Source organism: Janthinobacterium sp. BCJ23, from assembly GCF_059617945.1.
The window spans coordinates 204,523-230,474 of the sequence record NZ_JCAQAW010000004.1; the positions used below are offsets into that span (position 1 = coordinate 204,523).

The 25,952-nt window shown below is 66.1% G+C and carries 16 protein-coding genes and 4 tRNA genes; 7 read left to right on the forward strand and 13 right to left on the reverse strand.

Translation table 11 applies throughout. The features are described 5' to 3' along the window. Positions 1 to 104 precede the first annotated feature (104 nt). Positions 105 to 1,334: an MFS transporter gene (locus AC54AG_RS15135; protein ID WP_219329798.1), complete on the forward strand. Its 1,230-nt coding sequence runs from the start codon at positions 105 to 107 to the stop codon at positions 1,332 to 1,334. A 131-nt stretch (positions 1,335 to 1,465) separates the two neighbouring features. Here AC54AG_RS15135 and phaP read toward each other — a convergent pair whose 3' ends face one another. The 4 genes from phaP to AC54AG_RS15155 all read right to left on the reverse strand — a co-directional run bounded on the left by phaP (position 1,466) and on the right by AC54AG_RS15155 (position 5,198). After that, complete coding sequence (gene phaP, locus AC54AG_RS15140) at positions 1,466 to 2,077, reverse strand: TIGR01841 family phasin (RefSeq protein ID WP_331777697.1); 612 nt, start codon at positions 2,075 to 2,077, stop codon at positions 1,466 to 1,468. Between the two features lie 108 nt (positions 2,078 to 2,185). Further along, complete coding sequence (locus AC54AG_RS15145) at positions 2,186 to 2,380, reverse strand: hypothetical protein (RefSeq protein WP_034755105.1); 195 nt, start codon at positions 2,378 to 2,380, stop codon at positions 2,186 to 2,188. 46 nt (positions 2,381 to 2,426) lie between these two features. After that, positions 2,427 to 4,667 carry an ATP-binding protein gene (locus AC54AG_RS15150; protein ID WP_331777698.1) on the reverse strand — a complete coding sequence of 747 codons (2,241 nt, stop codon included), beginning with the start codon at positions 4,665 to 4,667 and terminating at the stop codon, positions 2,427 to 2,429. 102 nt (positions 4,668 to 4,769) lie between these two features. Beyond that, entirely contained in the window at positions 4,770 to 5,198 is a 429-nt protein-coding gene (locus tag AC54AG_RS15155; protein WP_034755112.1) for a winged helix-turn-helix transcriptional regulator, read from the reverse strand. Between the two features lie 116 nt (positions 5,199 to 5,314). Here AC54AG_RS15155 and AC54AG_RS15160 point away from each other — a divergent pair, with 116 nt between their 5' ends. Continuing rightward, entirely contained in the window at positions 5,315 to 6,166 is an 852-nt protein-coding gene (locus AC54AG_RS15160) for an SDR family oxidoreductase (protein ID WP_070304195.1), read from the forward strand. Between the two features lie 90 nt (positions 6,167 to 6,256). Here AC54AG_RS15160 and AC54AG_RS15165 read toward each other — a convergent pair. From AC54AG_RS15165 to AC54AG_RS15180, 4 genes are all read right to left on the reverse strand, one after another. Beyond that, positions 6,257 to 6,341, reverse strand: a tRNA-Leu gene (locus AC54AG_RS15165). A gap of 75 nt (positions 6,342 to 6,416) precedes the next feature. Continuing rightward, a tRNA-Leu gene (locus AC54AG_RS15170) sits at positions 6,417 to 6,501 on the reverse strand. Positions 6,502 to 6,570: 69 nt separating this feature from the next. After that, a tRNA-Leu gene (locus tag AC54AG_RS15175) sits at positions 6,571 to 6,655 on the reverse strand. A 301-nt stretch (positions 6,656 to 6,956) separates the two neighbouring features. Beyond that, positions 6,957 to 7,041 (reverse strand) — tRNA-Leu (locus AC54AG_RS15180). 408 nt (positions 7,042 to 7,449) lie between these two features. Between AC54AG_RS15180 and rnr the strand changes: the two genes are divergently transcribed. The 4 genes from rnr to AC54AG_RS15200 all read left to right on the forward strand — a co-directional run bounded on the left by rnr (position 7,450) and on the right by AC54AG_RS15200 (position 12,412). Next, positions 7,450 to 10,011, forward strand: a complete 2,562-nt coding sequence (gene rnr, locus AC54AG_RS15185) for a ribonuclease R (RefSeq protein WP_219329795.1) — start codon at positions 7,450 to 7,452, stop codon at positions 10,009 to 10,011. A 14-nt stretch (positions 10,012 to 10,025) separates the two neighbouring features. Beyond that, positions 10,026 to 10,769: a 23S rRNA (guanosine(2251)-2'-O)-methyltransferase RlmB gene (rlmB, locus tag AC54AG_RS15190; protein ID WP_058048541.1), complete on the forward strand. Its 744-nt coding sequence runs from the start codon at positions 10,026 to 10,028 to the stop codon at positions 10,767 to 10,769. Positions 10,770 to 10,941: 172 nt separating this feature from the next. Continuing rightward, the gene (cysE, locus tag AC54AG_RS15195) at positions 10,942 to 11,691 is read left to right on the forward strand and encodes a serine O-acetyltransferase (RefSeq protein WP_034784004.1); all 750 of its coding nucleotides are present in this window, start codon (positions 10,942 to 10,944) and stop codon (positions 11,689 to 11,691) included. Between the two features lie 10 nt (positions 11,692 to 11,701). Beyond that, entirely contained in the window at positions 11,702 to 12,412 is a 711-nt protein-coding gene (locus tag AC54AG_RS15200) for a YceH family protein (RefSeq protein ID WP_046684714.1), read from the forward strand. Positions 12,413 to 12,427: 15 nt separating this feature from the next. On the opposite strand, the gene AC54AG_RS15205 is transcribed toward AC54AG_RS15200, so the two are convergent. Then, the gene (locus AC54AG_RS15205; RefSeq protein WP_496630811.1) at positions 12,428 to 12,808 is read right to left on the reverse strand and encodes a tetratricopeptide repeat protein; all 381 of its coding nucleotides are present in this window, start codon (positions 12,806 to 12,808) and stop codon (positions 12,428 to 12,430) included. Positions 12,809 to 13,126: 318 nt separating this feature from the next. Between AC54AG_RS15205 and udk the strand changes: the two genes are divergently transcribed. After that, positions 13,127 to 13,771 carry a uridine kinase gene (udk, locus tag AC54AG_RS15210; RefSeq protein ID WP_070303044.1) on the forward strand — a complete coding sequence of 215 codons (645 nt, stop codon included), beginning with the start codon at positions 13,127 to 13,129 and terminating at the stop codon, positions 13,769 to 13,771. 12 nt (positions 13,772 to 13,783) lie between these two features. On the opposite strand, the gene AC54AG_RS15215 is transcribed toward udk, so the two are convergent. The 4 genes from AC54AG_RS15215 to AC54AG_RS15230 form a co-directional block, all read right to left on the reverse strand. Beyond that, positions 13,784 to 14,953: an HlyD family type I secretion periplasmic adaptor subunit gene (locus tag AC54AG_RS15215; protein ID WP_219329792.1), complete on the reverse strand. Its 1,170-nt coding sequence runs from the start codon at positions 14,951 to 14,953 to the stop codon at positions 13,784 to 13,786. After that, positions 14,950 to 17,082, reverse strand: coding sequence for an ATP-binding cassette domain-containing protein (locus AC54AG_RS15220; RefSeq protein ID WP_496630812.1), 2,133 nt, complete (start codon positions 17,080 to 17,082; stop codon positions 14,950 to 14,952). Before AC54AG_RS15220 ends, AC54AG_RS15215 begins: the two co-directional genes overlap by 4 nt. A gap of 28 nt (positions 17,083 to 17,110) precedes the next feature. Beyond that, the gene (locus AC54AG_RS15225; RefSeq protein ID WP_496630813.1) at positions 17,111 to 18,382 is read right to left on the reverse strand and encodes a TolC family protein; all 1,272 of its coding nucleotides are present in this window, start codon (positions 18,380 to 18,382) and stop codon (positions 17,111 to 17,113) included. Positions 18,383 to 18,518: 136 nt separating this feature from the next. Then, positions 18,519 to 25,619, reverse strand: a complete 7,101-nt coding sequence (locus AC54AG_RS15230; RefSeq protein WP_496630814.1) for a hypothetical protein — start codon at positions 25,617 to 25,619, stop codon at positions 18,519 to 18,521. Positions 25,620 to 25,952: the final 333 nt, after the last annotated feature.

A 25,952-nucleotide genomic window follows, 5' to 3' on the forward strand; every position in this document is an offset into this window, starting at 1 on the left:
CGCACGCTTCACGGCAGCAACGATGGACATCATTAATAAACATTTAAGTTTGCTTATGTGGCATGGTCACGTATGCTTGCCAGACTAACATCCGCCGAACCCGCATGAAAAACATCATCCTGATTTCCGCCGCCTGCCTGCTGGCGCTGCTGTCGACCATCGGCGCCTCGCTGCCATACCCGATTCTGCCACCCCTGTTCGCAGCCGAGGCGCCGAATGCCTTCAACAATTTCCTGGGCTTGCCGTCCAAATTGCTGTTCGGCCTGGCGCTGACCATCAACCCGTTGGGCTTGCTGATCGGCTCGGCTTTGCTGGGGCCCTTGTCCGACCGCTATGGCCGCCGTCCCTTGCTGATGCGCACGGCCGTGGGCGCCGCCATCGGCCACGCCATCACGGCCTGGGCGTTGGTGATCCAGTCCTACCCGCTGTTCATCGTGGCCCGTTTCATCACGGGTTTGCTGGAAGGGAACGGTGCCGTGGCGCGCGCCATGCTGGCCGACCAGTTGACGGGACCGCTGCGCCTGCGCGCCATGTCGTGGCTGAACGGGGCGTTTTATCTGGGCTGGCTGGTAGGCCCGATCCTGGCGGGCGCGACCCTGCATTGGGGCGTGACGGTGCCGTTCTGGATCGCCGCCGCCGCCCTGATGCTCGTCGCCGTGCTGGTGGCCGTGGGTTTACAGCGTGAAACGCCCTCGCTATTGACGACGTCGTGGTGGCAAGTGGCGCGTGACCGCCATTCGCTCAATTTGCTGCGCCATGAGGAGCTGCGCACCCTGTTCATCGTGCAATTGGCGTTTACGTGCGGCGTGGCCAGTTTTTACGAGTTCTATCCGCTGTGGCTGGTCGAGACGGCCAATTACCATGCACAGGAGATTGCCTGGGTGAATGTGGGCCTGTGCGGCACGATGACCATCACGTCCTTGCTGGCGGGCGGTCCCAGCCGCCATGCGCCGCTGCTGCGGGCCTGCTGGTATGCGTGCGGCGTGGCGCTGGCCGTAGGGATCTTGGCGTTAGGTAATATCTGGGTGGGCATCGCCGCCATCGTGCTGTTCGGCATTCCGAATGCCCTGTACAACACGGTCATACAGGGCTGGTGCGCCGAGCGCTTCAGCGCACACGGACAGGGCGCCGTGATGGGTTTGCTGGCCACGACGTTTTGCATCGCCAACATCGTCGTCGCCCTCAGTGGTTCCGTGCTGACTCTGATCGATACGCGGCTGATCCTCGTCGCGGGTGCCTTGTCCGCCGCCTGGGCCGCGTGGCGCATGGCGGCCTGGCGCCGCCAGCTGGACGGCGCCGTCGAGGCGAAGGCATGCCAGGATTTCTGCAGCTAGGCTCAGGCTATTTCGGGGGGATGGGAGGGGGCGAATACCGGACCCTGCCGGTGGATTCTTGTAGGTGGTAGGTCGGATTAGCGCGCAAGCGCGTAATCCGACATCACCATTAACGCCAACAATGCGTCGGATTACTTTTTGGCAGCCTTCGGCTTGGCGGCCGGCGCAGCTTTTTCAGGCGCAGCAGTGGCACCGGTCGTGGCTTTTTCCGTGGCCTGCGCCACTTGCGCGCTGGCCTTGGCGATCTGCTCTTCGACGGTCTTCACGGCCTGTTTCGTGGCCTTGGTCACTTGCTCGTAGCCGAGGAAGGCATTGTCGATGGCGGCCTTGACGATGGCGACGGCGTTTTCCGAGCCTGGCGGCACGTTTTTCGTGACGTCGTAGATCAGGGCGCTCAGATTGCTTTTCGCTTCGGCCACATGGGCTTCTGCGGCCGTGGTGAATTCCGTGTGGATTTCCTTGATGATGTCGTCGAGTTGCTGTTTATACGCTTTGGCGCCGGCCACGCCCGGTTGCAGCTGGGCAGCGGCGGCGGCCATGGCGGCCTTCGGATCCTTGGCCTGGCTGATTTCCTTGCCGGCGGCGATGCCATCCTCGATGCCGGACTTGGCGGTGGCCATGTTCAACGCCAGCACCTGTTCCACGCCTTGAACGGCCTTCGAGGTGAGGGTGTTGAAGGTCATCAGCTGGAATTCAAACAGGGCCTTGGTGGCCGATGCGAATTGTTCGGGATTCGTAAACATGTGGTCTCCTCGGTTTGAATAGATACGTTCTTATCGTTCCATACTCTTTCGACGCCGCAATGCCATCGCTTGCAATCAAGCCGGTGCCCCCGTGTGGTCATGGCCCCATTATTTAACAAGCGCCGGTTTTTCGCAACGGCTATCTTTGTACGGTCCCGAGGCCAGTTCCCAGCCAAATCCCAGGGTCGATTGGGCGCACGACAGGGTGCCGTCGATCTTGCTGCGCCATTTGTACCAGGGGGCAGGTCCGGCCATTGCGCAGGCGCACACTGCCAGCAAGGCCGTGGCGATCAGGTATTTCATGGGTGCTCCGAAAGAATGCTTGCGGGCATTGTAGCGCGCTTGCCGCTCAGGGCGCGGGCGATTGCGGCGCCACGGCGGGCAGCTGCAGGGTGAAGGTGGTGCCGCTGGCGTCGCCCGTGCTGCTGGTGGCGTCGATATGGCCGCCCAGCACGCCCGTGATGATGTTGTGCGCCACATGCAGGCCCAGGCCCGAGCCGCCGGAACCGAGCTTGGTCGTGAAGAAAGGGTCGTAGACGTGCACGAGGTCGTCGGCGGCGATGCCCACGCCCGTGTCGGCGATGGACATGGTGATCGTCTTGCCGTCGTCGCTGCTGCGTGCCCTGATGTGAATGGTGCCGCCGCTGCGGCCCTCGAAGGCGTGGCGCAGGCAGTTTTCCAGCAGGTTGCTCAGCACCTGGCCCAGCGGACCCGGATAGCTGTCCATGGCCAGGCCCTCGGGCACGTCCTGCGTCAGCGTCAAGCCGGCCGCCTTGAGCTGCGTGGACAGGGGCAGCATCAGCTCGGCCACGAACTGGCGCAGCAGGAAGTGGCGGCGCTGCGAGCTGGCGCGGTCGACGGCGATCTGCTTGAAGCTTGAGACGAGGTCGGCGGCGCGCTGCAGGTTGCGCAGCATGATGGCGTCGGCCTCGCTGGCCTGCGTCAGGTAGGCGCCCAGTTCGGAGCGGCGCAAGCCATCGAGGAAGCTGGCCTGGATTTCGCGCGTGCGTTCGGCCATCGTGGTGGCGACCACCAGGCCGTTGCCGATCGGCGTATTGAGTTCATGCGCGATGCCGGCCACCAGCGCACCGAGCGCGGCCAGCTTGTCGCGGCGCACCAGTTCTTCCTGCGTGATGGACAGGTTTTCCAGTGCGGCGGCCAATTCGCGGTTCGTCTGTTCCGAGTGTTCCTTGGCCTGCGTCAGGGCCGCCGTGCGTTCGGCCACCAGCTCTTCCAGGTGGGCGCGGTGGCGCTCCAGTTCGCGCTCGTGGCGCATGCGGCCAATCGCAATGCCGGCCAGGTCGGTCGCCGTGTCGATCAGTTCGAGGTCGCGCGCATCGGGCTTGCGCACATCGCGGTAGTACATGGCGAAGGAACCGAGTACGGCGCCATCCTGGCCGAAGATGGGGCGCGACCAGCAGGCGCGCAAGCCGAACGGCGCGGCCAGCTCGCGGTAGGGCGCCCACAGCGGATCGCACATGATGTCGCTGACCACCACCGGTTCGCGCAGGAACATGGCCGTGCCGCAAGAACCCACGCCGGGGCCGATGGCCACGCCTTCGAGCAGGGCCATGTAGTCTGGCGGCAGGCTGGGGCCGGCCGCGCTGTGCATGTGGACGCCATCGTCGTCGAGCAGCATGATGGAGCAGAGCACGCCGCGCGACTGGCCTTCGATTAACAGCAGCAGCTGGTTCAGGGTCGGGATCAGCGGCGCGCCCTTGGCGACCATTTCCAGCAGGGCGCTCTGGCCCGAGCGCATCGCTTCGGCGAGGTTGCGTTCAGTCAAGTCGATGATGCGCGCATGCACGAGCTGGCGTCCCGGCACGGACAGGCGCATCAGCCGGATTTCGCAGGCGATCGGGCGGCTGTCGCGGTGGCAGCAGCTGGCGCGGAAGACGACGATCTTGCCTTGCAAGGTATCGCGGATCTTTTCTTCCAGCAGTTGCGGCGAGGCGCGGCCGTCGCTCTGATGCTGGGGGAACAGCGGCTCCATGCCGCCTTGCAGCAGCTCGGCCAGCGGCATGCCGAACAATTCTTCGGCCAGATGGTTGGCGTCGATCAGCAGGCCGTTGTCGATATCGAACAGCAGCACGGCGTCGGGCGAGCCGGCCAGGATCGAGTGGTAATTGACTTCCAGCGTTTGCGGATGCAGGGGGCGCGGCGGCGTGGCCGCACGCGGCGCGGGCGCCTCGGCCTTGTGCAGCGCCAGTTCCATGAGGATTTTTTCCGCCACGTCGCGCGCGTTGAAGGGCATCTTGATGTAGTCGGAGGCGCCGGCGCCCACGCTGCGGCCCTGTTCCTCGGCGCTGGGCGTGGCCGACATCAGCAGCAGGGGCACGCTGTGGCGTCCGCCCGCATTGCGCAGGCGCATGCAGGTGGCGCCGATATTCGAGCCCGCCAGGGCCGCGTCGAGCAGGATCAGGTCCGTGCCGCCGGCCGCCAGTTCCACGCCTTCGTCGATATCGCCCGCCAGTCCCGTGCCCAGATTATGCCTGTCCAGCACATACAGCAGTTCGCGCACATCGTTCGGCGAATTGCTGACCAACAGCACATTGGCCCGGTCGGTGATGGAAGAAATCAACTGGTTCATGGTGTCGCGCCCTTACGCGTTTCATGGGCCTAGTATTACATCAAGGCAAGTAGGAGTAAACGATAATTCTTGATGACTCAAGGCAATGCGGATGGGTCTCGTTCACGCGGCGTTTTGTGCCGCGGGCGCCGCTGCCAGGTCGGCGCGCGCCTGTTCGATGCGCGGGTAATTATCCTCGATCCAGTCGACCAGCACGGCCAGGCGTTCTGCCGCCTCGCGTCCCAATGGCGTGAGGCTGTATTCCACCTTGGGCGGTATCACCAAGTACGCCTGGCGCAGCACGAAGCCGTCGCCCGCCAGCGCTTCCAGGGTTTGCGCCAGCATTTTTTCGCTGACGCCGCCCACTTCCCGGCGCAGTTCGCTGAAGCGCCGTGTGCCGCTCAGCAGCAGTACCAGCACCAGCACGGCCCAGCGGCTGGTCAGGTGGCTGAGCACGGCGCGCGACGGGCAGGTGGCCGCCAGCAGGTGGGCGTCCTGGGTTTGCCGGGCGAGGGCGGCGCGCAGGCTGGCGCCGGGAGTGTCTGTGGACATGATAGTTGGCCTTGTTAAGGTGGATTGCATTCATACTTACCAAAAGGTACGTACTTACAATAAGTAAGTAATAGTCCTATTATAGGGTTTTACCACCCACGTACCAAGGAGAAATCATGATCGTCATCACCGGCGCCACAGGCAATCTGGGTCAGCACGTCATCGCCAGCCTGCTCAAATCCGTCCCCGCAGCCAATATCATCGCCGCCGTGCGCAACCCGGCCAAGGCCGCCGACCTGGCCGCCCGGGGCGTGCAAGTGCGCCAGGCCGATTACAACGATGGGGCCAGCCTCGACGCGGCGTTCAAGGGCGCAAGCAAGGTTTTGCTGATTTCGTCGAGCGAAGTGGGTCAGCGCGCGCAGCAGCACCAGAACGTCATCGATGCGGCCAAGCGCGCCGGCGTATCCCTGCTGGCCTATACCAGCGTCTTGCGCGCCGACACGTCGCCGCTGGGCCTGGCCGCTGAGCACGTGATCACGGAAGCGGCCATCCGCGCCTCCGGCCTGCCTTACAGTTTCCTGCGCAACGGCTGGTACCTGGAAAACCATACGGAACACCTGGCGCCCGTGCTCGAGCATGGCGTCGTGCTGGGTGCGGCGCAAAACGGGCGTTTCTCGTCCGCCGCGCGTGCCGACTACGCAGCGGCAGCTGCCGCCGTGCTGACGGCGGCCCAGCCGCAGGCCATCTATGAACTGGCTGGCGACCAAGGGTTCACCTTGGCCGAGTACGCGGCCGAAGTGGCGCGCCAGTCGGGCAAGGCGATCGTGTACAAGGATTTGCCGCAGGCGGATTTCAAGGCGGCGCTGGTGAGCGTGGGCGTGCCGGAAGGCTTTGCCGATCTGCTGGCCGACTCCGATGCGGGCACGGCCAAGGGCGGCCTGGAAGACCATGGCAAGCAATTGAGCGCGCTGATCGGCCGTCCGACGACGAGCCTGCTTGACGCCGTGAAGGCGGCGCTGGCGAAATAAGGGGGGGAGGATGCCGTGGCAACGCGGCATCCGGAAATGAAAAAAGCCGCAAACTCGTGAAAGTTTGCGGCTTTTTTGCGAATTAGGTAATGGTGCCCACGAAGGGACTCGAACCCCTACACCCGAAGGCACATGGACCTGAACCATGCGCGTCTACCAATTCCGCCACGTGGGCACTGATGCTGCTTGTTGCTTACTGCTATATCTCACTACTGTACTGCGGACTACAACGAAAACAACTCGTTGCTGGTGGTGCCCACGAAGGGACTCGAACCCCTACACCCGAAGGCACATGGACCTGAACCATGCGCGTCTACCAATTCCGCCACGTGGGCATTGTGCTGCTTGTTACTGCAATCTTACTACTTTACTGCGGATCACAACGATGAACAACTCGTTGCTGGTGGTGCCCACGAAGGGACTCGAACCCCTACACCCGAAGGCACATGGACCTGAACCATGCGCGTCTACCAATTCCGCCACGTGGGCATTGTTACTGCTTGCTGCTTGTCGCTGCGTGTTCTGCAGCGAGGACAAAATCATAAGGGCTGGCGCGCATTCGGTCAATCAACATTTTGCACTTTTCTTCAAGAAACATGTTTTTTCGCCTGAAAAGGGCTGTTCCCTATGAAGAAAGGCTGAGGCTGCCTATTTTTTCAGCGTTTTCCGCAGCTTTTTGTCCGCAGCCATGCCAAGTGAGTTGCTTGCCGGAAGGAGAGGGCTTTTCGCTGCGGAAATGAAAAAAGCCGCAAACTCGTGAAAGTTTGCGGCTCTTTTGCGAATTAGGTAATGGTGCCCACGAAGGGACTCGAACCCCTACACCCGAAGGCACATGGACCTGAACCATGCGCGTCTACCAATTCCGCCACGTGGGCACTGATACTGCTATTGCTTATTACATTGCTGCTCGAGTACTTGTTGCCAAATAACTTAGCAACAATTCTGCTATTATAGCGACTTGAAGAGTTTTGCGCCAGATGAGCTTTCGCTCCATACTGCACATCAACCCTGTACCGCTTTCCTGCAACTGCATTCCCGTGAAGGTTTGTCGCTGCAAGAGACCGAGATTATAGAGCAATATTTGCCGAAGTCAAATGCATTGCGCAGCTTTTCTCCTTTTTTTCATCGGCGGGGCACTTGTTCGGTTTCCGCTACGCTGTCCGTTAGGCAAACCAAGGCGTCCTCCGGTACACTACCGGACATCACCGTGTCAATATTGACGGTGATGTCATCGGTCTTTGTCTTCCGTTTGATCACTGTCAATAACAACTATAGAAATACTTTTGAGCCAAAATACCCACACCATCCCCAGCCGGGAGGACATTCTCGGCATATTCCGCAGCGTCAACGCGCCTCTCGACCCGCAGTCTCTCGGGAAAACGCTGCAAGTGCATGCCGATTCCATGGATGTCCTGGTCCGTCGCCTGAAGGCGATGGAGCGCGACGGCCAGCTCAAGTCTGACGCCAGCGGTGTTTTCAGCCTGGCCGACCAGAGCGCGCTTGTCGCCGGTCGCGTCACCAGCCACCGCGATGGCTTCGGCTTTGTCATTCCCGATGACGCCAGCGCCGACCTGTTCCTGCCTGAGAAAGAAATGCAGAAAGTACTGCATGGCGACAAGGTCATGGCCCGCATCGTCGGCACGGACCGCCGCGGCCGCCCCGAAGGCACGATCGTCGAAGTCACCTACCGCGCCAATACCCACGTCATCGGCCGCCTGATCCAGGAAAACGGCACCTGGGTCGTCGCGCCGGAAGACCAGCGCATCGGCCAGGACATTCTCGTCACCGGTTCGGTCGGCAAGGCAAAAGCCGGCCAGATCGTCAGCGTCGAGTTGACCGAGCAACCAATGCGCTTCAAGCAGCCGGTCGGCAAGATCGTCGAAGTGCTGGGCGCTTTGGATGATCCCGGCATGGAAATTGAAATTGCCGTGCGCAAATTCAACGTGCCGCACATCTTTTCCGCCGCCGCCCTCAAGCAAGCTGAAAAGCTGCCGTTCGAAGTACGCGCCGCCGACCTGAAAGACCGTGTCGACCTGCGCGACGTGCCGCTTGTTACCATCGACGGCGAAGATGCGCGCGATTTCGACGATGCCGTGTATTGCGAGCCCGTCAAGATCGGCCGTGCCAACTGCTTCCGCCTGATCGTGGCGATTGCCGACGTCAGCCATTACGTGAAACCGAACGACGCGCTCGATATCGACGCGCTCGAGCGCAGCACGTCCGTCTACTTCCCGCGCCGCGTGATCCCGATGCTGCCGGAAAAACTGTCGAACGGCCTGTGCTCGCTGAACCCGGCCGTCGACCGCTTGACCCTCGTCTGCGACGCTGTCGTCAGCGACAAGGGCGAGCTGAAGGCTTACCAGTTCTATCCGGCCGTCATCCATTCGGCCGCGCGCCTCACGTATGACGAAGTCGCTGCCGTGCTGGGCAATACCAAGGGTCCCGAAGCGGCACGCCGCGCGGACATCCTGCCGCACCTGCAAAACCTGGAAGCCGTCTACCGCGCCTTGCTGAAAGCACGCACGGAGCGGGGCGCCATCGATTTCGAGACGACGGAAACGTATATCGTCTGCAATAGCGCCGGCAAGATCGAAAAGATCATTCCCCGCACGCGCAACGAAGCGCACAAGATCATCGAAGAGTGCATGCTGGCGGCCAACGTCTGCGCGGCCGATCTGTTGCTGCGTAACAAGCACCCAGGCACCTACCGCATTCACGCCAGCCCGACCAAGGAAAAGCTCACGCAAGTGCGCACTTTCCTGAAACAGGTTGGCCTGAACCTGACGGGCGGCGACACGCCATCGGCATCCGATTACCAGACCCTGATGCAGCAGATCAAGGAGCGTCCCGACGCGGCCCTGCTGCAAACGATGCTGCTGCGTTCGATGCAGCAAGCCGTCTATAGCCCGGACAATATCGGCCACTTCGGCCTGGCGTACGAGGCGTATGCCCACTTCACCAGTCCGATCCGCCGCTATCCCGACCTGCTGACGCACCGCGCCATCAAGGCCATCTTGCAAGGCAAGAAGTACGAGCCGAAGCTGTCCGAGAAGACCGTGCTGAACACGAACGTGTCGAACGCCACGCGCAAGCAGCAGGCCAAGGACAAGGCCGACGGCAAGCCGAAGAAGACGGATCTGACGATCTGGGACGCGCTGGGCGTGCATTGCTCGGCCAACGAGCGCCGCGCCGACGAAGCATCGCGCGACGTGGAAGCCTGGCTGAAGTGCTACTTCATGCAAGACAAGCTGGGCGAGGAATTCACCGGCACGATCACCGGCGTGACCACCTTTGGCGTCTTCGTGCAGCTGGACACCCTGTTTGTCGAAGGCCTGGTGCACGTCACCGAGCTGGGCACCGACTACTTCCAGTACGACGATGCGCGCCATGAATTGCGCGGCGAACGTACGGGCAAGCGCTACCAGCTGACCGACCGTCTGACGGTGCAAGTGGCGCGTGTCGATCTGGAAACGCGCAAGATCGACCTGCGCCTGGTCACCGATGCGGAACTGGCGGGCGAAGAAGCGCCAGCCAAGCAAGCTGGCGGCAAGCGCAAGGGCGAAAAGAAATCGATGGTCAAGCCCGGTCCCGCGACCGAGCAGCGTCACGAGATCAAAACCAGCGTCAATGGCGGCGGCAACAATGGTGGCAAACCCGGCAAGGGTTCCGGCGGCCGTTCCAACGGCGCCAAGGCGCAAGCCAAGCCTGCAGCCAAGGAAGTCCCCAAGGCGGCAGCCCCCAAGGCCGCCGCGCCGAAGCGCAGCAAGAAACCAGCCGCGGCACCCGCTGCGGCGGCACCACGTGCAGCAAAAACTGTATCAAAATCAAGCAAGAACAAGCGATAAGCGATAGATAGATAATGAAGAATAAAATGATTTTCGGCTTCCACGCCGTCACCTCGCGTCTGCGTCATGAAGCGTCGTCCGTGGAAGAAATTTTCGTCGATGCCAGCCGCGTCGACGGCCGCATGAAGGACATGATCGCCGCCGCCAAGGCTGCCAACGTGCGCGTCATGCCCGTCGACTCGTCGCGTCTGGACAAGATCGTCGGCACGCGCCGTCACCAGGGCGTGATCGCGTTTGCCTCGCAACTGTCGCTGGCGCGCAATCTCGATGAGCTGCTGGACGCCATCGACGGCCCGCCGCTGCTGTTGATTCTTGACGGCATCACCGACCCGCACAACCTGGGCGCCTGCCTGCGCGTGGCCGACGGCGTCGGCGCACATGCCGTCATCGTGCCGAAGGACCGCGCCGTGGGCTTGAACGCCACGGCCGCCAAGGTCGCCAGCGGCGCCGCCGAAACCGTCCCGTACATCACCGTGACGAACCTGGCGCGCACCATGCGTGAATTGAAGGATCGCGGCATCTGGCTGATCGGCACCTCGGACGACGGCGAAAAAGGCTTGTACGAAGCCGATTTCACGGGCCCGACGGCTCTCGTCATGGGTTCCGAAGGCGAAGGCATGCGCCGCTTGACGCGCGACACCTGCGACATCCTCGTCAGCATCCCGATGTTCGGCTCCGTCGAGAGTCTGAACGTGTCCGTGGCATCGGGCGTGTGCTTGTACGAAGCCCGCCGCCAGCGCATCGCTTTAGAAGCATAAGTTAGCGTCACTTGGGGTCAGACCCGTCGGGGTGATGCGTTCCAATGGAACGCATCACGATTCCGAAGGAACTGACCCCAGCTTGCCGTTGAGGGGCCTCTCGACGTCAGCCCCTCCAGCATTCCCCCTCCGAATACGCTACCATTTGCGTTCCACCTTATCCATTTTCATTATGTTCCACCACCTGCGCGAAGACATCAACAGCATCATTGAACGTGACCCGGCCGCCCGCAATGGCTGGGAGGTGCTGACCTGTTATCCGGGCTTGCACGCCATCGTCATGCATGGCTGGGCGCACTGGTGCTGGACGCGGCACATGAAGTGGGTGGGGCGCTTCATTTCCTATATCGCCCGCATCATCACGGGCATCGAGATCCATCCGGGCGCGGTCATCGGCCGGCGCGTCTTCATCGACCATGGCTTCGGCGTGGTGATCGGCGAGACGGCCGTCGTCGGCGACGACTGCACCATCTACCAGGGCGTGACCCTGGGCGGCACCTCGCTGCACAGCGGCGCCAAGCGCCATCCGACCCTCGAGCGCGGCGTCATCGTTGGCGCCGGCGCGCAGGTGCTGGGCAGCTTCACTGTGGGCGAGTACGCCAAGGTGGGCTCGAACGCCGTACTGCTCAAACCCGTGCCATCCGGCGCCACGGCCGTGGGCAACCCCGCGCACATCGTGCAAAAGGATGTCAGCGCTTTGCGCGAGGGCAGCACGGCCCATTTGTTCGCCGCGTATGGCGTCACGCCCAACGGCGACGATCCGCTGTCGAAAGCCCTGCAAGGCTTGATCACGCACGCCGTGGCGCAGGAACAGCGCATCGAAACCATCCTCGCCACCCTGAAGGCGGCGGGCATCTGCTGCCAGGGCGTGCCCGAGTGTGATAAATTCGATTCCGAGCAAATGAACAAGCTGGTTGATTAAGGATACAGGCATGACTACAGACGCAAACATAGCTGAAAACGCAGCAGAAAAGAGCACCGACAATCCGAATCTGCTCGACCCCTTCGAGATCCGCGTGCTGGCCGTGCTGGCTGAAAAGGAAGCGCTGACGCCGGACAGCTATCCGCTCTCGCTCAACGCGCTGACGAACGGCTGCAACCAGCTGTCCAGCCGCGACCCCGTCATGGCCCTCTCCGAAGAAACCGTCTACGACGTGCTGCAGCGCCTGATGCAACGCAAGTTCGTCAACGGCATCACGCAGGCGGGTGCGCGGGTCGCCAAGTACGAACACCGCATGCGCATCAAGTGGTCGCTGGAACAAGATAAACTGGCCATCCTGACGATCCTGATGCTGCGCGGCTTGCAGACGGCGGGCGAGATCCGCAGCCGCAGCGGCCGCGTACATGAATTCAAGTCCGTGGCGGAAGTGGAGTCGGGCCTGCAGTTCTTGATCGACAAATATCCGCCGCTGGTGGCCAAGCTGGCCGTCGCACCCGGTGCCAAGGAACCGCGCTACGGCCACTTGCTGGGCGGTGAAGAGGCGCTGGCGCAGATCGAGACGGCGGCAGGCTACGCCGGCGCCGTCAGTGCGCCGCAGCAGGGCAGCAGGGTGGCCCAGCTGGAACAGGAAGTGCTGCAATTGCGCAGCGACTTCGATGGACTGGCGGCGCAGTTCGAGGCGTTCCGCAAGCAGTTCGAGTAATTTCCGGGCACGCGCCTATTGGGCTTGCGGGTCGAAATAGGCGCTCCAGGTCAGGCTGGAAGGGGCAAGGTCCTGCGCCTTGCCAAATTGCGCCATGGCCTTGCGCGGTTTTGCCAGTCCCGCCAGAGCCACCCCCAGGTTGTAATGGGTATGGCTGTCAGTCGAGCCCAGCGTGAGCGCCGTTTCCAGCACGTTGACGGCTTCCCTGTACTTGCCCTGGTCACACAGCACGGCGCCCAGGCAAGTGAGCAGGGCGGTATCTTGCCGATCCGTTTGCCGATCCGTTTGCAAGGCGCTGCGCAGCACGGCTTCCGCTGCCGCCATGTGCGCATCCCATTGCCCGGCATCGCCTTCGGCCAGTTTGATATATGCCTTGCTTGCGGCGATGGCGTCCATTGCCGTTAGCTGGGCCAGGCGGCGCAATTGCTTCCGTCTTCCAGGGCTTCACGGCCGATTTTCTCTATCAACTGCCAAAATTTTTCTTCGTTCATTGTTCATTTCTCGTCAATGGCCAATCGATGCCGAAAGAGGGCAGGCATGCAATGCCGGCGGCGCGCTGCGTCCCGTCCGCGCATCTTGAGCTTGTTGAGAATACCATCTTGCCAAACGTTTGCCTATCGGCCCCTTCTTCGGTTGGCGCGTGCCTGCCGCGTGACAGGCCCGGCTTTGCAGCCGCTCCCTGTCGGTCAGCTCGCGTTTCCGGTATCATTCGGCATGAATAATATTTCCTTCCAACCGTTTGTTATTGGTGTCGCTGGCGGAAGCGGCAGTGGCAAGTCCACCGTATCCCAGCAAGTGCTCGCGTCCTTCGGCGCCGACATGGTCTCGGTCGTGATGCAGGACGACTACTACTGCGACCAAACCCATCTCTCTCCTGAAGTCCGGCGCCAGCAGAATTACGACCATCCGCAGGCGTTCGAGTGGCCATTGCTGGTGCAGCACATCCAGGCCTTGCGCAATGGCGAAGCGATCGAGATGCCCGAGTACGACTTCACGCTGCACAACCGCTCCAACAGGACCATCCCCGTCAAGCCGGCGCCCGTGATCGTGATCGAAGGCCTGTTCGCCTTGTATGACGAAGACTTGCGCAACATGATGTCGCTGAAGATCTTTGTCGACACGGCTTCCGACGTGCGCTTCATCCGCCGCATGCAGCGCGATATCACGGAACGCGGCCGCTCCGTGGAAAGCGTCATCGAGCAGTATCTGGAAACGGTACGCCCGATGCACAAGCAATTCATCGAGCCGACCAAGCGCAATGCCGATGTCATCTTGCCACATGGCGCCAACGGCCCCGCGGTCGACATGATCACGGCCAAGGTGGCCAGCGTCATTGGCCGCCTGAAGCCTGCCGGTTAACAGCCCGCCAGCTTACCGCTCCCCCATCGATTCCGAGAATGTCTTGGTGATCGGTTTCGTCAGGTAGCGCAAGACCGTCTTGCGGCCCGTGTTGATTTCCACGGTGGCCGTCATGCCGGGCTGGATTAGGATCGGCTCGCCATTCTTGCCCATCAGGTTGCGCCCGCTGGTCTTGATCTGCACGCGGTAGTACGGCTGCTCGTTGCCCTTGTTGTCTTCACTTAAGGTGTCCGCGCTGATGTAGCTGACGGTGCCGCGTAGGCGCCCGTAAATGCCGTAGTCGTAGGCGTCGAGCTTCACGGCCGTGGGCAGGCCAGGCTTGATGAAGGCGATGTCGGCCGGTTTGACTTTCGCTTCGATGATCAGGTCATCGTCTGTCGGTACGATCTGCAGGATTTCCTCGCCCGGCTTGGCCACGCCGCCCAAGGTAGTAAGGCGCACGTTGCGCACGATGCCGTCCGTGGGCGCGTAGATATCCGTCGAACCCAGCTGCTCCTTGCGCTGGGTGACCGTCTGCAGCACGCCGGCCAGGTCTTCCTGGGCTTTCACCAGATCCGTCTGGCTATCCTGCAGATATTTGTTGCGCCGGTTGGTGATCTGCGCCTGGATGTCGACCACTTGCCGCCGCAGTTTCAGCACTTCGGCGCGGCTGACGTCTCCCGTTTCCAGCAGCGGCAGGTTCATTTCCAGTTCTTCCTTGATCAGCTTCATGGCGCTTTCCAGCGAGCCCACCTCCGCCTGCACGGCGCCCTGGCGCTTGCTGAACAGGGCCAGCTGGTTGGCGCGAAACTCCGGAAACGCCTGCAGTTCGGGCGGGAACTTCGGCGCGCCGCCAAACACCTCGGCTTGCAAACGCGCCACGGCCGCCTTCAGTCCCGCCGCCTTGGCCGTGCTTTCCAGGTAGCTTGTCTCGGCCCGCGTGCGGTCGAAGCGGGCCAGTAATGCTCCCTTTTTCACCACGCTGCCTTCGTGCACACGCAGTTCGGCCAGCACGCCGCCATCGGCCACTTGGATGATCTGGTTGCGCGAACTGGCGATCACCTGGCCGTTGGCGCGCGTGACCTGGTCCAGCTCCGCCCACGAAGCCCAGGCGATGATGCCGGCCAGTGCCGCCGTGCAGCTCCAGATCAGCACCCGTCCCCGTTTCGCTTCCTCTTTCGCTTCGACCTTGGCCAGTTTCATGCGACCGCTCCTTGCGCCACCGGCGCCGTTGCGGAACTGGGCACGGCCTGCGGCTTGCCCGACAGCTTGGCCAGGACAAAGTCGCGCGGGCCGTCGAGCAGCGCCCGGCCGGCCTGCAGCACCACCAGGCGGTCGAGCAAGGGCAAGAGGGCGTTCTTGTGCGTGGTGGCGACCATGGTCACGCCTTCGGCCGCCAGTTCGCCCAGCAGCCCCACGATGCGCGCTTCCGTCTTCGCATCCATGGCGCCCGTCGGTTCATCGAGCAGCCAGATGCGCGGCTTGGCCAGCAGCAGGCGCGTGACGGCGATCAATTGCCGCTGGCCGCCAGACACGCCGCGCCCGCCTTCGGTGATGCCCAGCGCCAGTCCCCGTGGCTGGCCCAGTATCAGCTCGATCAGGCCCGTGCGCTTTGCCGCCGCGAGGATCGCTTCCTCGCCCGGGTCGGCCAGTCCCAATAACAGATTGTCGCGCAGGGTGCCGCTGAACAGCCGCGTTTCCTGCGGCAGGTAGCCGACCATTTCGCGCACCACGGCCGGCGCCAGCAGGGCCATGTCGACGTCGCCCAGGTACACCTTGCCCTCGGCAGGCTGGTACAGGCCCGAGGCCAGTTTCAGCAGGGTGCTCTTGCCCGAGCCGATGGCGCCCACCAGACCGACCCGTTCGCCGGGGCGGATGGCCAGGCTTTCCACTTCCAGCGCCACCTTTTGCGCGCCGCCATACGTAAAGCGGATGCGCTCGAAGCGCAAGCCCGTATCGAGGCTGCGCGGCGTCAGCGCGAACTGCGCGGTGTCGGCTTCGTTGGGCAGGCTGATGACCTGTTCCAGGCCGTCGATCGAGGCGCGCGCATGCGCCCACTGCACCATCACGGCGGGCAGCTGCACGATGGGCATCAGGGCGCGGTTGCTGATGATGGTGCACGCCATCAGGGCGCCCATGGTCATCTGGTTCTCCGCCACGAACCACGCGCCCATGGAGATCAGCGCCACGTTGGTCAGCTGCTGGAAGGCGGCCGTGATGTTTTGCGACAGGGCCGCATAGTCGCGGATATTCTGCTCCGCGTGGCTGGTCTCGGCCACCAGCTCGGCCCAGCGCGCCTGCATCATCCATTCGGCGCTGCTGCCCTTGAGCGTTTCCACGCCATCGACGGCTTCCACCAGCAAGCCCGCCTTGCGGTTGCTGGCGTTGAGGTTCTTGCGCGTATGGCTCTGGATGGCGCGCTGGAACATCAGCCCGCACACAAGGGCCAGCGGCAGGGCCACCAGCGGCACCACCACGAGCCAGCCGCCGATGATGGTGATCATGGCCAGGAAAATCACGGCGAAGGGTACGTCCGTCAGCACGAACAGCGAGGTCGACGTGAGCACGCCGCGCACCATTTCAAAGCCTTTGACTTGCGCCGCCAGGGTGCCGACGGAAGCGGGACGCGCCTCCATGCGGATGCCCAGCATGCGCTGGAAAAACCATTCGGACAATTCATGGTCGACGTCGTTGCACGAGTGGTCGACGATGCGGCTGCGCACCTGCTTGAGGATGAATTCCAGGCCGATCGACAGCGCCACGCCCACTACCAGCACCCACAGGGTGCTGAAGCTCTGGTTCGGGATCACGCGGTCGTACACCTGCATGGAAAACAGCGAGGTGGCCATGGTCAGCAGGGTCACCAGCGCGGTGGCCAGCACGGCGTCGACAAACACGCTTTTCTTCAGCCACAGGGCCTTGCGCACCAGGCTTAGCGCTCCGGGGCGGGCGCCGCTTTTTTCGCTGCGGCGCGGCAGGCCCACGCAAGCTAAACCTGCCAGCGAGGCCAGTTGCAAGGCGCGGCCATCGATGCCTTCGCCGCGCCAGGCGCCGTCGGCGCCGCGCGACTGCAGCAAGCCCCAGCCCGTGCTGGGGCTGTAGACGGCGAATGGCAGCTCGCCCGGCGTCGGCTCGTGCAGCGGGCGCGCCGCGCCTTCCAGCCCGGCCGCCTGCCAGATGGCGGTAAGCACCACGGCGGGCGCGCCGCTGTCGTCGATATCTTCGAGCTGGCGCTGCAGGTCGGCCAGGCGCGCGGCCGCCAGATGCTGGCCTGTCAGGCGGGCGGCCCGTTCGACGAGTGTCAGCAAGCCATGTTTGATGGAGGTATCCACGCTGTCTCCTGTCTGCATCATGTCGGTGTCAATTCGCGCGCGCCAGGCCCGGCGGCGCCGTGCGCCCGGCCAGGGTGCCCGTCTGCGCGGCCAGGCGCAGGCTGGCGGCAATCGCCTGCGCGCGCGTGTCTTCCAGCGAAAACCGCGCCTGGGTTGCTTCGCGCACGGCGTTGAGCACGTCGTTCCAGCTCTTGCGGCCGATCACGTACTGGCGTGCATACGATTCGAATACCTGCGTCGAGGTGGTGCTGGCCTCGCCCGCATTGTCCAGGCGCTGGCGGCTCGCTTCGGCCTCGTTCCAGTCCAGGGTGAAACGCTCGCGCACGTCGCGCTCGGCCGCATCGTGCGCGGCGCGCGCGCCTTCGCGGCGGGCAACGGCGGCGTCCACGCCGGCCTTGGCCGACAAGCCGGCGCCCGGCTGCGCCTGCAGCACCAGCATGGCGCGTGCGCGGTTGTCCGCATTGATGCCGCCGCCCGTGGGCTTTTCCATGCGCAGCACCACCTTCGGCATGTAGGCAGAGCGCTGCATGGTGATCTCGGAATCGGCCGCCTGCGCCTCGAAATCGAGGCGCTGCAGGGTAGGGGAGTAGCCGATGGCCTGGCGCATGACCCGTTCCAGGCTGGCATCGGGCAGCGGTTCGCCCACGCCGATGCCGGCGGCGGTGACGAGGCGCACGGGTTTGCCGGCCAGCTGCGACAGCTGCGCCAGCGCGTTTTCCTGCGCCTGGCGCGCATTCGACACGTCGTTGGCCGCCTGGTAGGCGCGCGATTCGGCCAGGCGCTGGTCCGTTTGCGAACTGACCGACTGCGCCACGCGGCGCTTGATCATGTCCAGCAGGCGCTGGTGCTCGGCCAGTCCCTCTTCGGCCGAGCGCATGCGCGCCGTCTGGCGCAGCGCTTCCGTGTAGGCGGCGATCACGCGCAGCGAGAGGGTCAGGCGTTCTTCCTCGATGGCGGCGCCGGCCGCGTCGACCCGGCTGCCGGCCGCATCGATGCCGGCGTCGATGCGCCCGCCGCTCCACAGCGGCTGCTCGAGGCGCACCACGCCGCCCGTTTCCTGCGAACCCGTGGGGACTTCGGCCGACAGGCTGGGGAAGCGCTGCCATTGCGCGCCATCGAGGTCGGCGCGCGCGGCCGCCTGCGCCGAGCGCTTGCCCTGCACGGCGGGATGGCTTTGCAGCGCCTGCTGCAAGACCTGGTCGAAGCTCCAGGCGGTGCCGCCCTGGGCCTGGACGAAGGAGCTGATGGATGCCATGGCCATGGCCGCCAGCAAGGCCGCGCCACGTGGCAGTGAAAACAATGCTGGGGAACCGCGTAATCTCATCCCGTATTTTTCCGGCACCAGGCCTGACGCATTTCTAGGTGTGGCGGGAGCGCCCGCTGTGCTGCGCTCCCGCCGCCGTGCCAGGCGCGGCGCCTGGCGTGGGTGCCCGGCTTCAGACGACGAAGTTGGCACCCGTCAGCTGCGTGATGTTCACGCCGCTGAGCAGCACCAGCGCCGTGTCGATGGCGTTGGCGTTGCTCAGGTCAGTCGAGTGATACACGGTCACGGCGCCGCTGTTTTGCGCATCGGCGATGACGATGTAGCCCTGTCCCGACAAGACGCTGTCATCGGCCGCGATGGCGCTGGCCGCCGCGCCGATCGACACGGACGTGCCGTCGAAGATGAACAGGTTGTTGTTGCCAAAGTCCGTGCTCACGTTGACGCCCACGGCCACCGATGCCGCCAGGTCGGCGATGGCCGACATGTCGATCACGTCGCCGCCGGCGGCCGGCAATCCCGTGCTGAAGTCGGCTACCGTCAGCGGGTTGTGCAGGGCATTCTGGCTCAGCACGAACAGCTGGCTCGCGTCCGTCAGGTCGGCCTGGGCCTGGGCCGCCGCTGCCGCCGCGGCATCGGCATTCGCCGCCACCGTCAGCGAGCCGGCGTCCGTCAGGTCCGCCTGCGCCTGCGCCTGCAGGGCCGCGGCCGCGGCCGCATCGGCGGCCAGTTGCAGTGCGCTGGCGTCCGTCAGGGCGGCCGTCTGCGCCGCTGCCAGCGCTGCTGCCGTTGCCGCATCGGCGGCCTGCGTGAGCGCCACGGCATCGGTCTGGTCGGCGATCGCTTGCACGGCGGCGGCGTTGGCCGCATCCGCATTCGCCACGACGGCCAGCGCGCTGGCGTCGGTCTGCGCCGCGATGGCGTTCGCTTGCGCCAGTGCCGCGTCGGCTGCCTGCGCGTCGGCATTGGCCTGGGCCGCCGCCGTGTCGTCCGCCTGCGCGGCATCCGCATTGGCATGTGCTTGCGCCGCAGCCGCTGCCGCGCTGGCGGCGACCGCATCGTCCGCTTGCGCCGCTTGCAGGGCCGCCAGGGAAGCGGCGGCCTGTGCCTGCGCCAGCGGCGCGGCGGCATCGGCCGCATGGGCTGCCGCTGCCGCTGCTATCGCATTGTTGGCGTTGACGGTGGCGGCCGCTGCCGCCGCATCGTCGGCCTGTGCCGCCTGGGTGATTGCCAGCGAGGCGGCGGCCTGGGCCGCTGCGGCTGCTGCGGCGTCATCGTCGTTCTGCGCTGCCGTGGCCGCTGCCAGTGCGCTGGCGGCCGTTGCCGCCGTGCTGACGGCCAGCGCGTCGGCGGCGATGGCTGCCGTGTGCGCGGCGGTGGCGGCAGCGGCATTGGCCGCTGCCTGGTTGGCGGCCGTGTCGTCGGCTTGCGCCGCCTGGGCTGCGAGCAGCGATGCTGCCGCTGCGGCGGCGCTGGCGGTGGCGGCGGCATCGGCGGCTGCCGCTGCCGTGGCAGCCGCTTGCGCCAGTGCGGCGGTTGCGGCGGCATCGGCTGCGGCCTGGTCGTCGGCGACGGCGGCATTGTGCGCCGCCTGGGCGTTGGCCGCGTTGGCCGCTGCCAGCGCGGCTGCCGCGTCATCGGCTTGCGCCGCCTGTGTGGCGGCCAGGGTGATGGCGGCCGCAACGGCCGCTGCCGCTGCCGCAACATCAGCGTCATGCGCGTTTTGCGCCGCCAGTTGGGCTGCCGCCGCGGCGGCGGCCGTGGCGGCGACGTCGGCGTCGGCGGCCAGCGCTGCATCGAGTGCCAGTTGCGCATTGGCTGCGGCGGTGGCGGCTGCTGCCGCAGTGGCGTCGTCCGCCTGGGCATTGAGGGTGGCGGCCAGGGAAATGGCCGCTTGCGCTGCTGCCGCTGCCGCGGCGGCATCGGCGTTTTGCGCCGCGACCGCCGCCGCATGCGCGGCAGTGGCATTGGCGGCAGCGGTGGCTGCAGCCGCATCGTCGGCCTGGGCCGCCGCCAGCGCCGCATGGGCGGCAGCCGCATTGGCATTGGCCTGGGCCGCGTCATCGGCCGCACTCTGGGCGGCGATGAGGAGGTTCAGTTTCAGCGTCTTGTCATTGTCGGCATCCGTGGCGTTGATATCGGCCGTCACGGCGGCGTTCAGGTTGAGGATGGCCGCATCGAGTGCGGCATGGGCGTTGAGGGCTGCCGTGTCGGCCAGTTGCGCCGCCAGGGTGGCGGCCGCCGAGAGGGCGGCCGTGTGCGCGGCATTGGCGGCTGCATCGTCTAGGGCCAGCGCCGCGCTGGCTGCCGCCAGTGCATTATTGGCCGCCGTGGCAAGGGCCGCCAGGGCGACATCGGCCACCAAGGCCGCATCGGAAAGCAGCTGGGCCGCTGCGGCAGCGGCTGCCGTGCTTGCCGCCGTGGCGTCGTCTGCCGCAGCGGCATTGGCGGCGGCGAGCGAGGCGCTGGCCGTCAATATCGCCGCGTTGAGCGTGGTGACGGCCGCATTCAGGGCCGCTTGCGCGTTGGCCGCCGCCGTGGCTGCTGCTGCGGCAGCGCCGTCGTCGGCCAGGGCCTGGTTCAGCGCGGCCACGGCGCTCGCTGCCGTTGCCGCAGTCGTGCCGACGGCGAGATCGGCGGCCAGCGCGGCTTGCGTGGCTGCCAGCGAGATCGATGCCGTGAGGGCGGCGGCGGCAGCAGCGATATCGTCCGCTTGCGCGTGCTGCGTGGCGGCGGCCGAGATGGCGGCCACGGCGGCCGCCGCGGCAGCAGCCGTGTCGGCGGTGGCGGCGGCCACCGCGGCGGCCGTTGCATTGGTGGAGTTCAGCACGGCCGCAGCGGCAGCCGCATCGTCGGCCAGGGCCGCATTCAGGGAAGCGAGCGCGTTGGCGGCGATGGTGGCGGCGCTGGCGGCGGCATTGTCTGCCAGTTGCGCCGCTTGTGCGGCCGCTTGCGAGACGCTGGCGACAGTGGCGGCCGTCGCAGCGGCCAGATCGTCGGCGATGGCGGTAGCGGTGGCCGCGCTTGCCGCCACGGCGGCAGCGGCCGTGGCGGCCGCATTCGCGTCCGCCTGCAAGGCCGCATTCAGGGCGGCCAGGGCGTTGGCCGCCGTCGCTGCCGTCGCGGCGGCGGCGGCATCGGCTGCCTGCGCCGCCTGGGCCGCGGCCAGCGAGGTGGCGGCCACGCCAGCGGCCGTGGCCGCGAGCGTGTCGTCCAGCGCCGCCGCCGTTGCTGCCGCCTGGGAAGTCAGGGCCAGGGTGGCGGCGGCGGTGGCGGCACTGTCAGCCGCGAGAGCATTGTTCAGGGCGGTCAGGGATGCTGCCGCCGTGGCGGCTGTCGAGGCGGCAGCCGCGTCATCGGCTTGCGCCGACTGCGCGACGGCCTGCGACAGGGCCGCCGTGGTAGCCGCTGTGGTGGCCGCCAGCGCCGCCACCAGGTCGAACGGGTGGGCAGCTGAATAGGCGGCCAGGGCGGCGGCATTGGCCGCATCGTTGCTGGCGACGGTGGTCAGTGCGGCGGCATCCGTCAGGGCAGCCTTGGTGGCCGCCACGGTGGCGGCCGTCACATTGAGCGTGTGGGCGGTACCGAGCAGGACGGCGTCGGTGAGACCGGCGACGGCGGCTGCTGCCGTCGAGGCGGTGGCGTTGACGGTCGCGACCAGGCCCAGGGCGACGGCGTCCGTCAGGTTGGCCGTCGTTTGCGCGGCCGTGGCGGCGGCCGCATCGACGGTGGACACCAGGCCCAGGGCGACGGCGTCGGTCAGCGCGGCGGTGGCCGCTGCCGTGTTGGCGGCGGCCGTGGCGGCCGTCGACGCGGTGCCCAGGGCCACGGCATCGGTCAGGTTGGCGACGGCGGCAGCGGCGGTGGCGGCCGTGTTGGCGGCCGTCGAGACGAGGTTCAGTGCCACGGCATCGGTCAGGTTGGCCGTCGTTTGCAGGGTGGCGGCGGCAGCCGCATCGGCCGTGGCCACCAGGCCCAATGCCGTGGCGTCCGTCAGCGCGGCGGTGGCGGCAGCCGTATTGGCGGCCGTGGTAGCCGCTGCCGAGAGCGTGCCCAGGGCCACCGCATCGGTCAGGTTGGCAACATTCGTCGCCGTATTGGCGGCGGCTGCGGCGGCCGTGGCGAGCAGGCCCAGGCCGGCGGCGTCCGTCAGGTCGGCCGTTGCCTGCAGGGTGGCGGCCACGGTGGCATCGGCGGTCGAGATCAAGCCCAGCGCCGTGGCGTCCGTCAGCGCCGCCAAGCTGGCGGCCGAGGAGGCGACCAGCGCATCGGCATTCGAGATGAGGCTCAGCGTGGTGGCATCGGTCTGGCCAGCCGTCGTGACGGCCAGGGCTGCGGCCGCGTCGGCTGCGGAAGAGACCAGACCCAGGGCCACGGCGTCGGTCAGGTTGGCAACGGATTGTGCCGCCGTCAGCGCGTTTTGCGCCAGCGTGTTGGCGGCCGTCAAGGTGGTGACAGCCGTCTGGGCGGCAAGTTCGGCGGCGGCGTCGGTGGTGGAAACGAGGCCCAGCGCGCCGGCATCGGTCAGCAGGGCCGTGGCGGCGGCAGCCGCGGCGGCGGCCTGTGCGGCGGCGGCAGCACTGACTGCCGAGATATCGATCCCGCCCAGCCCGGCGGCCACCTCCGCCGCCGAGACGGCAGCGGCCGCCGCAGTGATGAGTGCATCGGCATCGGTCGCGGCGGCGAGGGTTTGCAGGCCGGCTGCCGTCAGCGCATCGGCGGTGGAGATGCCGGCAAGGATGGTGGCATCGAACAGGGAGGCAGTGATATCGGCATTATCGGCACCGAGCTGCAGGGTATTGACGACAGCCGTCAGATCGAGCACGCTCGTCTGGCCGGCTGTGACGTTGGCGGCCACGGCGGCGATGCTGGCGAGGTTGAAGGCGTTGAGCGCAACGTTGACGTCCAGCAGGCTGGCTTGCGCATTGGCGGCAGCCGCGTCGGCATCGGCCTGGTCGGCCGCTTGCTGCAAGGCGACCACATCGGTCTGGTCGGCCACAGTCTGGGCATTGGCGGCATCGCTGGCGGCCGCTGCGTCGGCGGCGGCCAGGGCGGCCGCATCAGTCTGGTTTGCCGTCGTTTGCGCGGCCAGCGCGGCGGCGGCATCGGCGTCGGAAACCAGTTGCAGGGCGGCCGCGTCCGTCAACGCTGCCTGCGCGGCGGCGCCGATGGAGGTATTGGCGGCCGCATCGGCCGTGATTTGCAGGGCGGCCGCGTCGCTCAGGCTGGCTGTGACGACGGCGTTGGCCGCCACAGTGGCGGCAAGGGCGGCGGCGGCGTCGAGCGCGGCGGCATCGCTACTGGCGGCCAATGCGGCTGCGGCTGCGGCGGCAGCGTCGGCATCGGAAATCAGGGCCAGCGCAGCCGCATCCGTCAAGCCGGCCTGCAGTTGTGCCGCGTCCGACGCCAGGGTAGCGGCATCGGCGATCAGGCCCAGGGTGGGCGCGTCCGTCATGTTCGCTTGCGTCTGTGCATTGGCCGCGTTCGTCGCGGCGGCATTGGCGGCCGCTTGCAGGGCGACGGCGTCCGTGGCGTTGGCGATGGCGGCGTCCTGAGCGGCAATACCGGCGGCGGCGTCCGCTGCCATCGTCAACGCGACGGCATCGGTGAGGTTTGCTTGTGCATCAGCGGCAATGAAGGCATTTGCGGCGGCGGTGGCGGCAATGCCCAGTGCCGTGGCGTCGCTGGCATTGGCCGCTGTCGCGGCATCGGCGGCGGCCGTGGCGGCGGCGCTCGCGGCGGCGGCCAGGGCGGCGGCATCGGTGACATCGGCCAGTTCGGTCGCGGCGGCAGACGCGGCGGCATCCGCATCCGAAATGAGGGCCAGGGCAGCGGCATCGGTAAAGCTGGCCTGGATGCCTGCGGAGACGGCGGTGTTGGCGGCGGCGGTTGCCGCCAGGTCCAGCGCGGCGGCGTCCGTGGCATTGGCCAGCGCCGTGGCGGCGGCTGCAGCGGCGGCGTCATTGGCCGCGATGACGCCCAGCGCGGCCGCATCGGTCAGCGCCGCCTGCGTGATGGCCGCGGCGGCGACCACGTCGGCCGCATCGGCGATGGCTTGCAGGGCAGGGGCGTTGGTCTGGTCCGCTTGTGTTTGCGCCGCATCGGCGGCGGCGTGTGCGGCGGCGGCGTTGGCGGCGGCCGTGGCGGCAGCCGCATCGGCATTTTGCGCCGACGTGGCGGCGGCCTGGGATATGGCGGCGGCAGCGGCAGCGGCGGCGGCAGCGCTGTCGTCATTCGTGGCGGCGGTCGCTGCCGCTTGCGCGCCGGGCACGACAGCGGCCGTGCTGGCCGCCAGCGCATCGTCGCTGGTGGCACTATTGGCGGCGAGCAAGGCGGCCGCCGCGTCAGCGGCCGCTTGCGCCGCCAGCTGGTCGGCCAGGATGGCCGCATTTGCCGCGGCCAGCGAAGCTGCGGCCGTGGCCGCTGCAGCCGCCGCGGCGGCGTCATCGGCCAGGGCATTGGCGGCGGCCGCCGCGGCGGCAGCGGCGGCCAGCACGGCTGCGTTGCTCACGACGGTGGTGGTGGATTGATTGCCAGTGCCACCGCCGGTCGAGCCGCCCGTGCCACCCGTGCCACCTGTGCCGCCGGTACCGCCCGTCCCCGTGCCGCCTCCGGTACCACCGGTGCCGCCTGTGCCCGTGCCGCCACCGGTGCCGCCTCCGGTACCACCGGTGCCGCCTGTGCCCGTGCCGCCACCGGTGCCGCCTCCGGTGCCGGAACCGCCAGCCGCGGCGCCACCGCCTCCGCCACCGCCGGCTGCGGCGGCGACCAGGCCAAGGCCGCCGAGCGCGCCCAGCACGCCAAGTCCGCCCAGGCCACCCGCAGCGCCAGCGCCCGCGCCGCTACCGGCGCCAGCCGATGCGCCGGCCACATCCACGACACTGCCGCTGGGGATGCCGGCAGCACCGGCGCCTGTGCCCGCGGCACCTGCGGCGCCACCATTGTTATCGCTTTGCGGCGTGCCGAGGTCGGCACTGCCATTGCCGGCCTGGCCTGCGGCCGCGCCACTGCCACCGGCTGCCAGGGCGGCTGCCGCCACAGCGGCCGCCGCGCCCACGGCGCCGGCATTGCCGTTGGCGGCGCTTCCCGTGACTTCCACGACATTTTCAGGCGGCATGGTCGCGCTGGCATCGTCCCCTTTGATCAGTTCATCTTCGTCATACTGCTTGCGGTCGCCGTTTTTTGGGTCGACGGCTTTTTTTGCGGGCGTCGCGATCTTGGCGCCAGCGCCTTCGGCATTGACGGGAACTTGTGCTGGGTTTTGGGTGGTGGCCATTTGAAAGTCTCCGGAAAAGGTTAAGTATTCGTACAATTTTCTAAAATAATAAAAAATCAATAATCTGCTTCGATTCCTTGCTTGCTCCGGCGAGGCTTGGGCCGTGGTTGAACTCTGGTGTTTCCGATGTTGATAGTGGCAAGTAAAACATAATTGGGAAAAAAACGTTGGGGCAAAAGAACGCGATTTCGGCGATATTTAAAATGTTATTTCCATATTCGTTTTATGCGTTGCCGCTTTCCTGTATTTTGTGGCGCCGGCAACTGGCTGGTCCGGCGAGACGTAACGGCAGGATGCAGCGTGTGCACGACGTATGTGCTGGCTGCCACTATG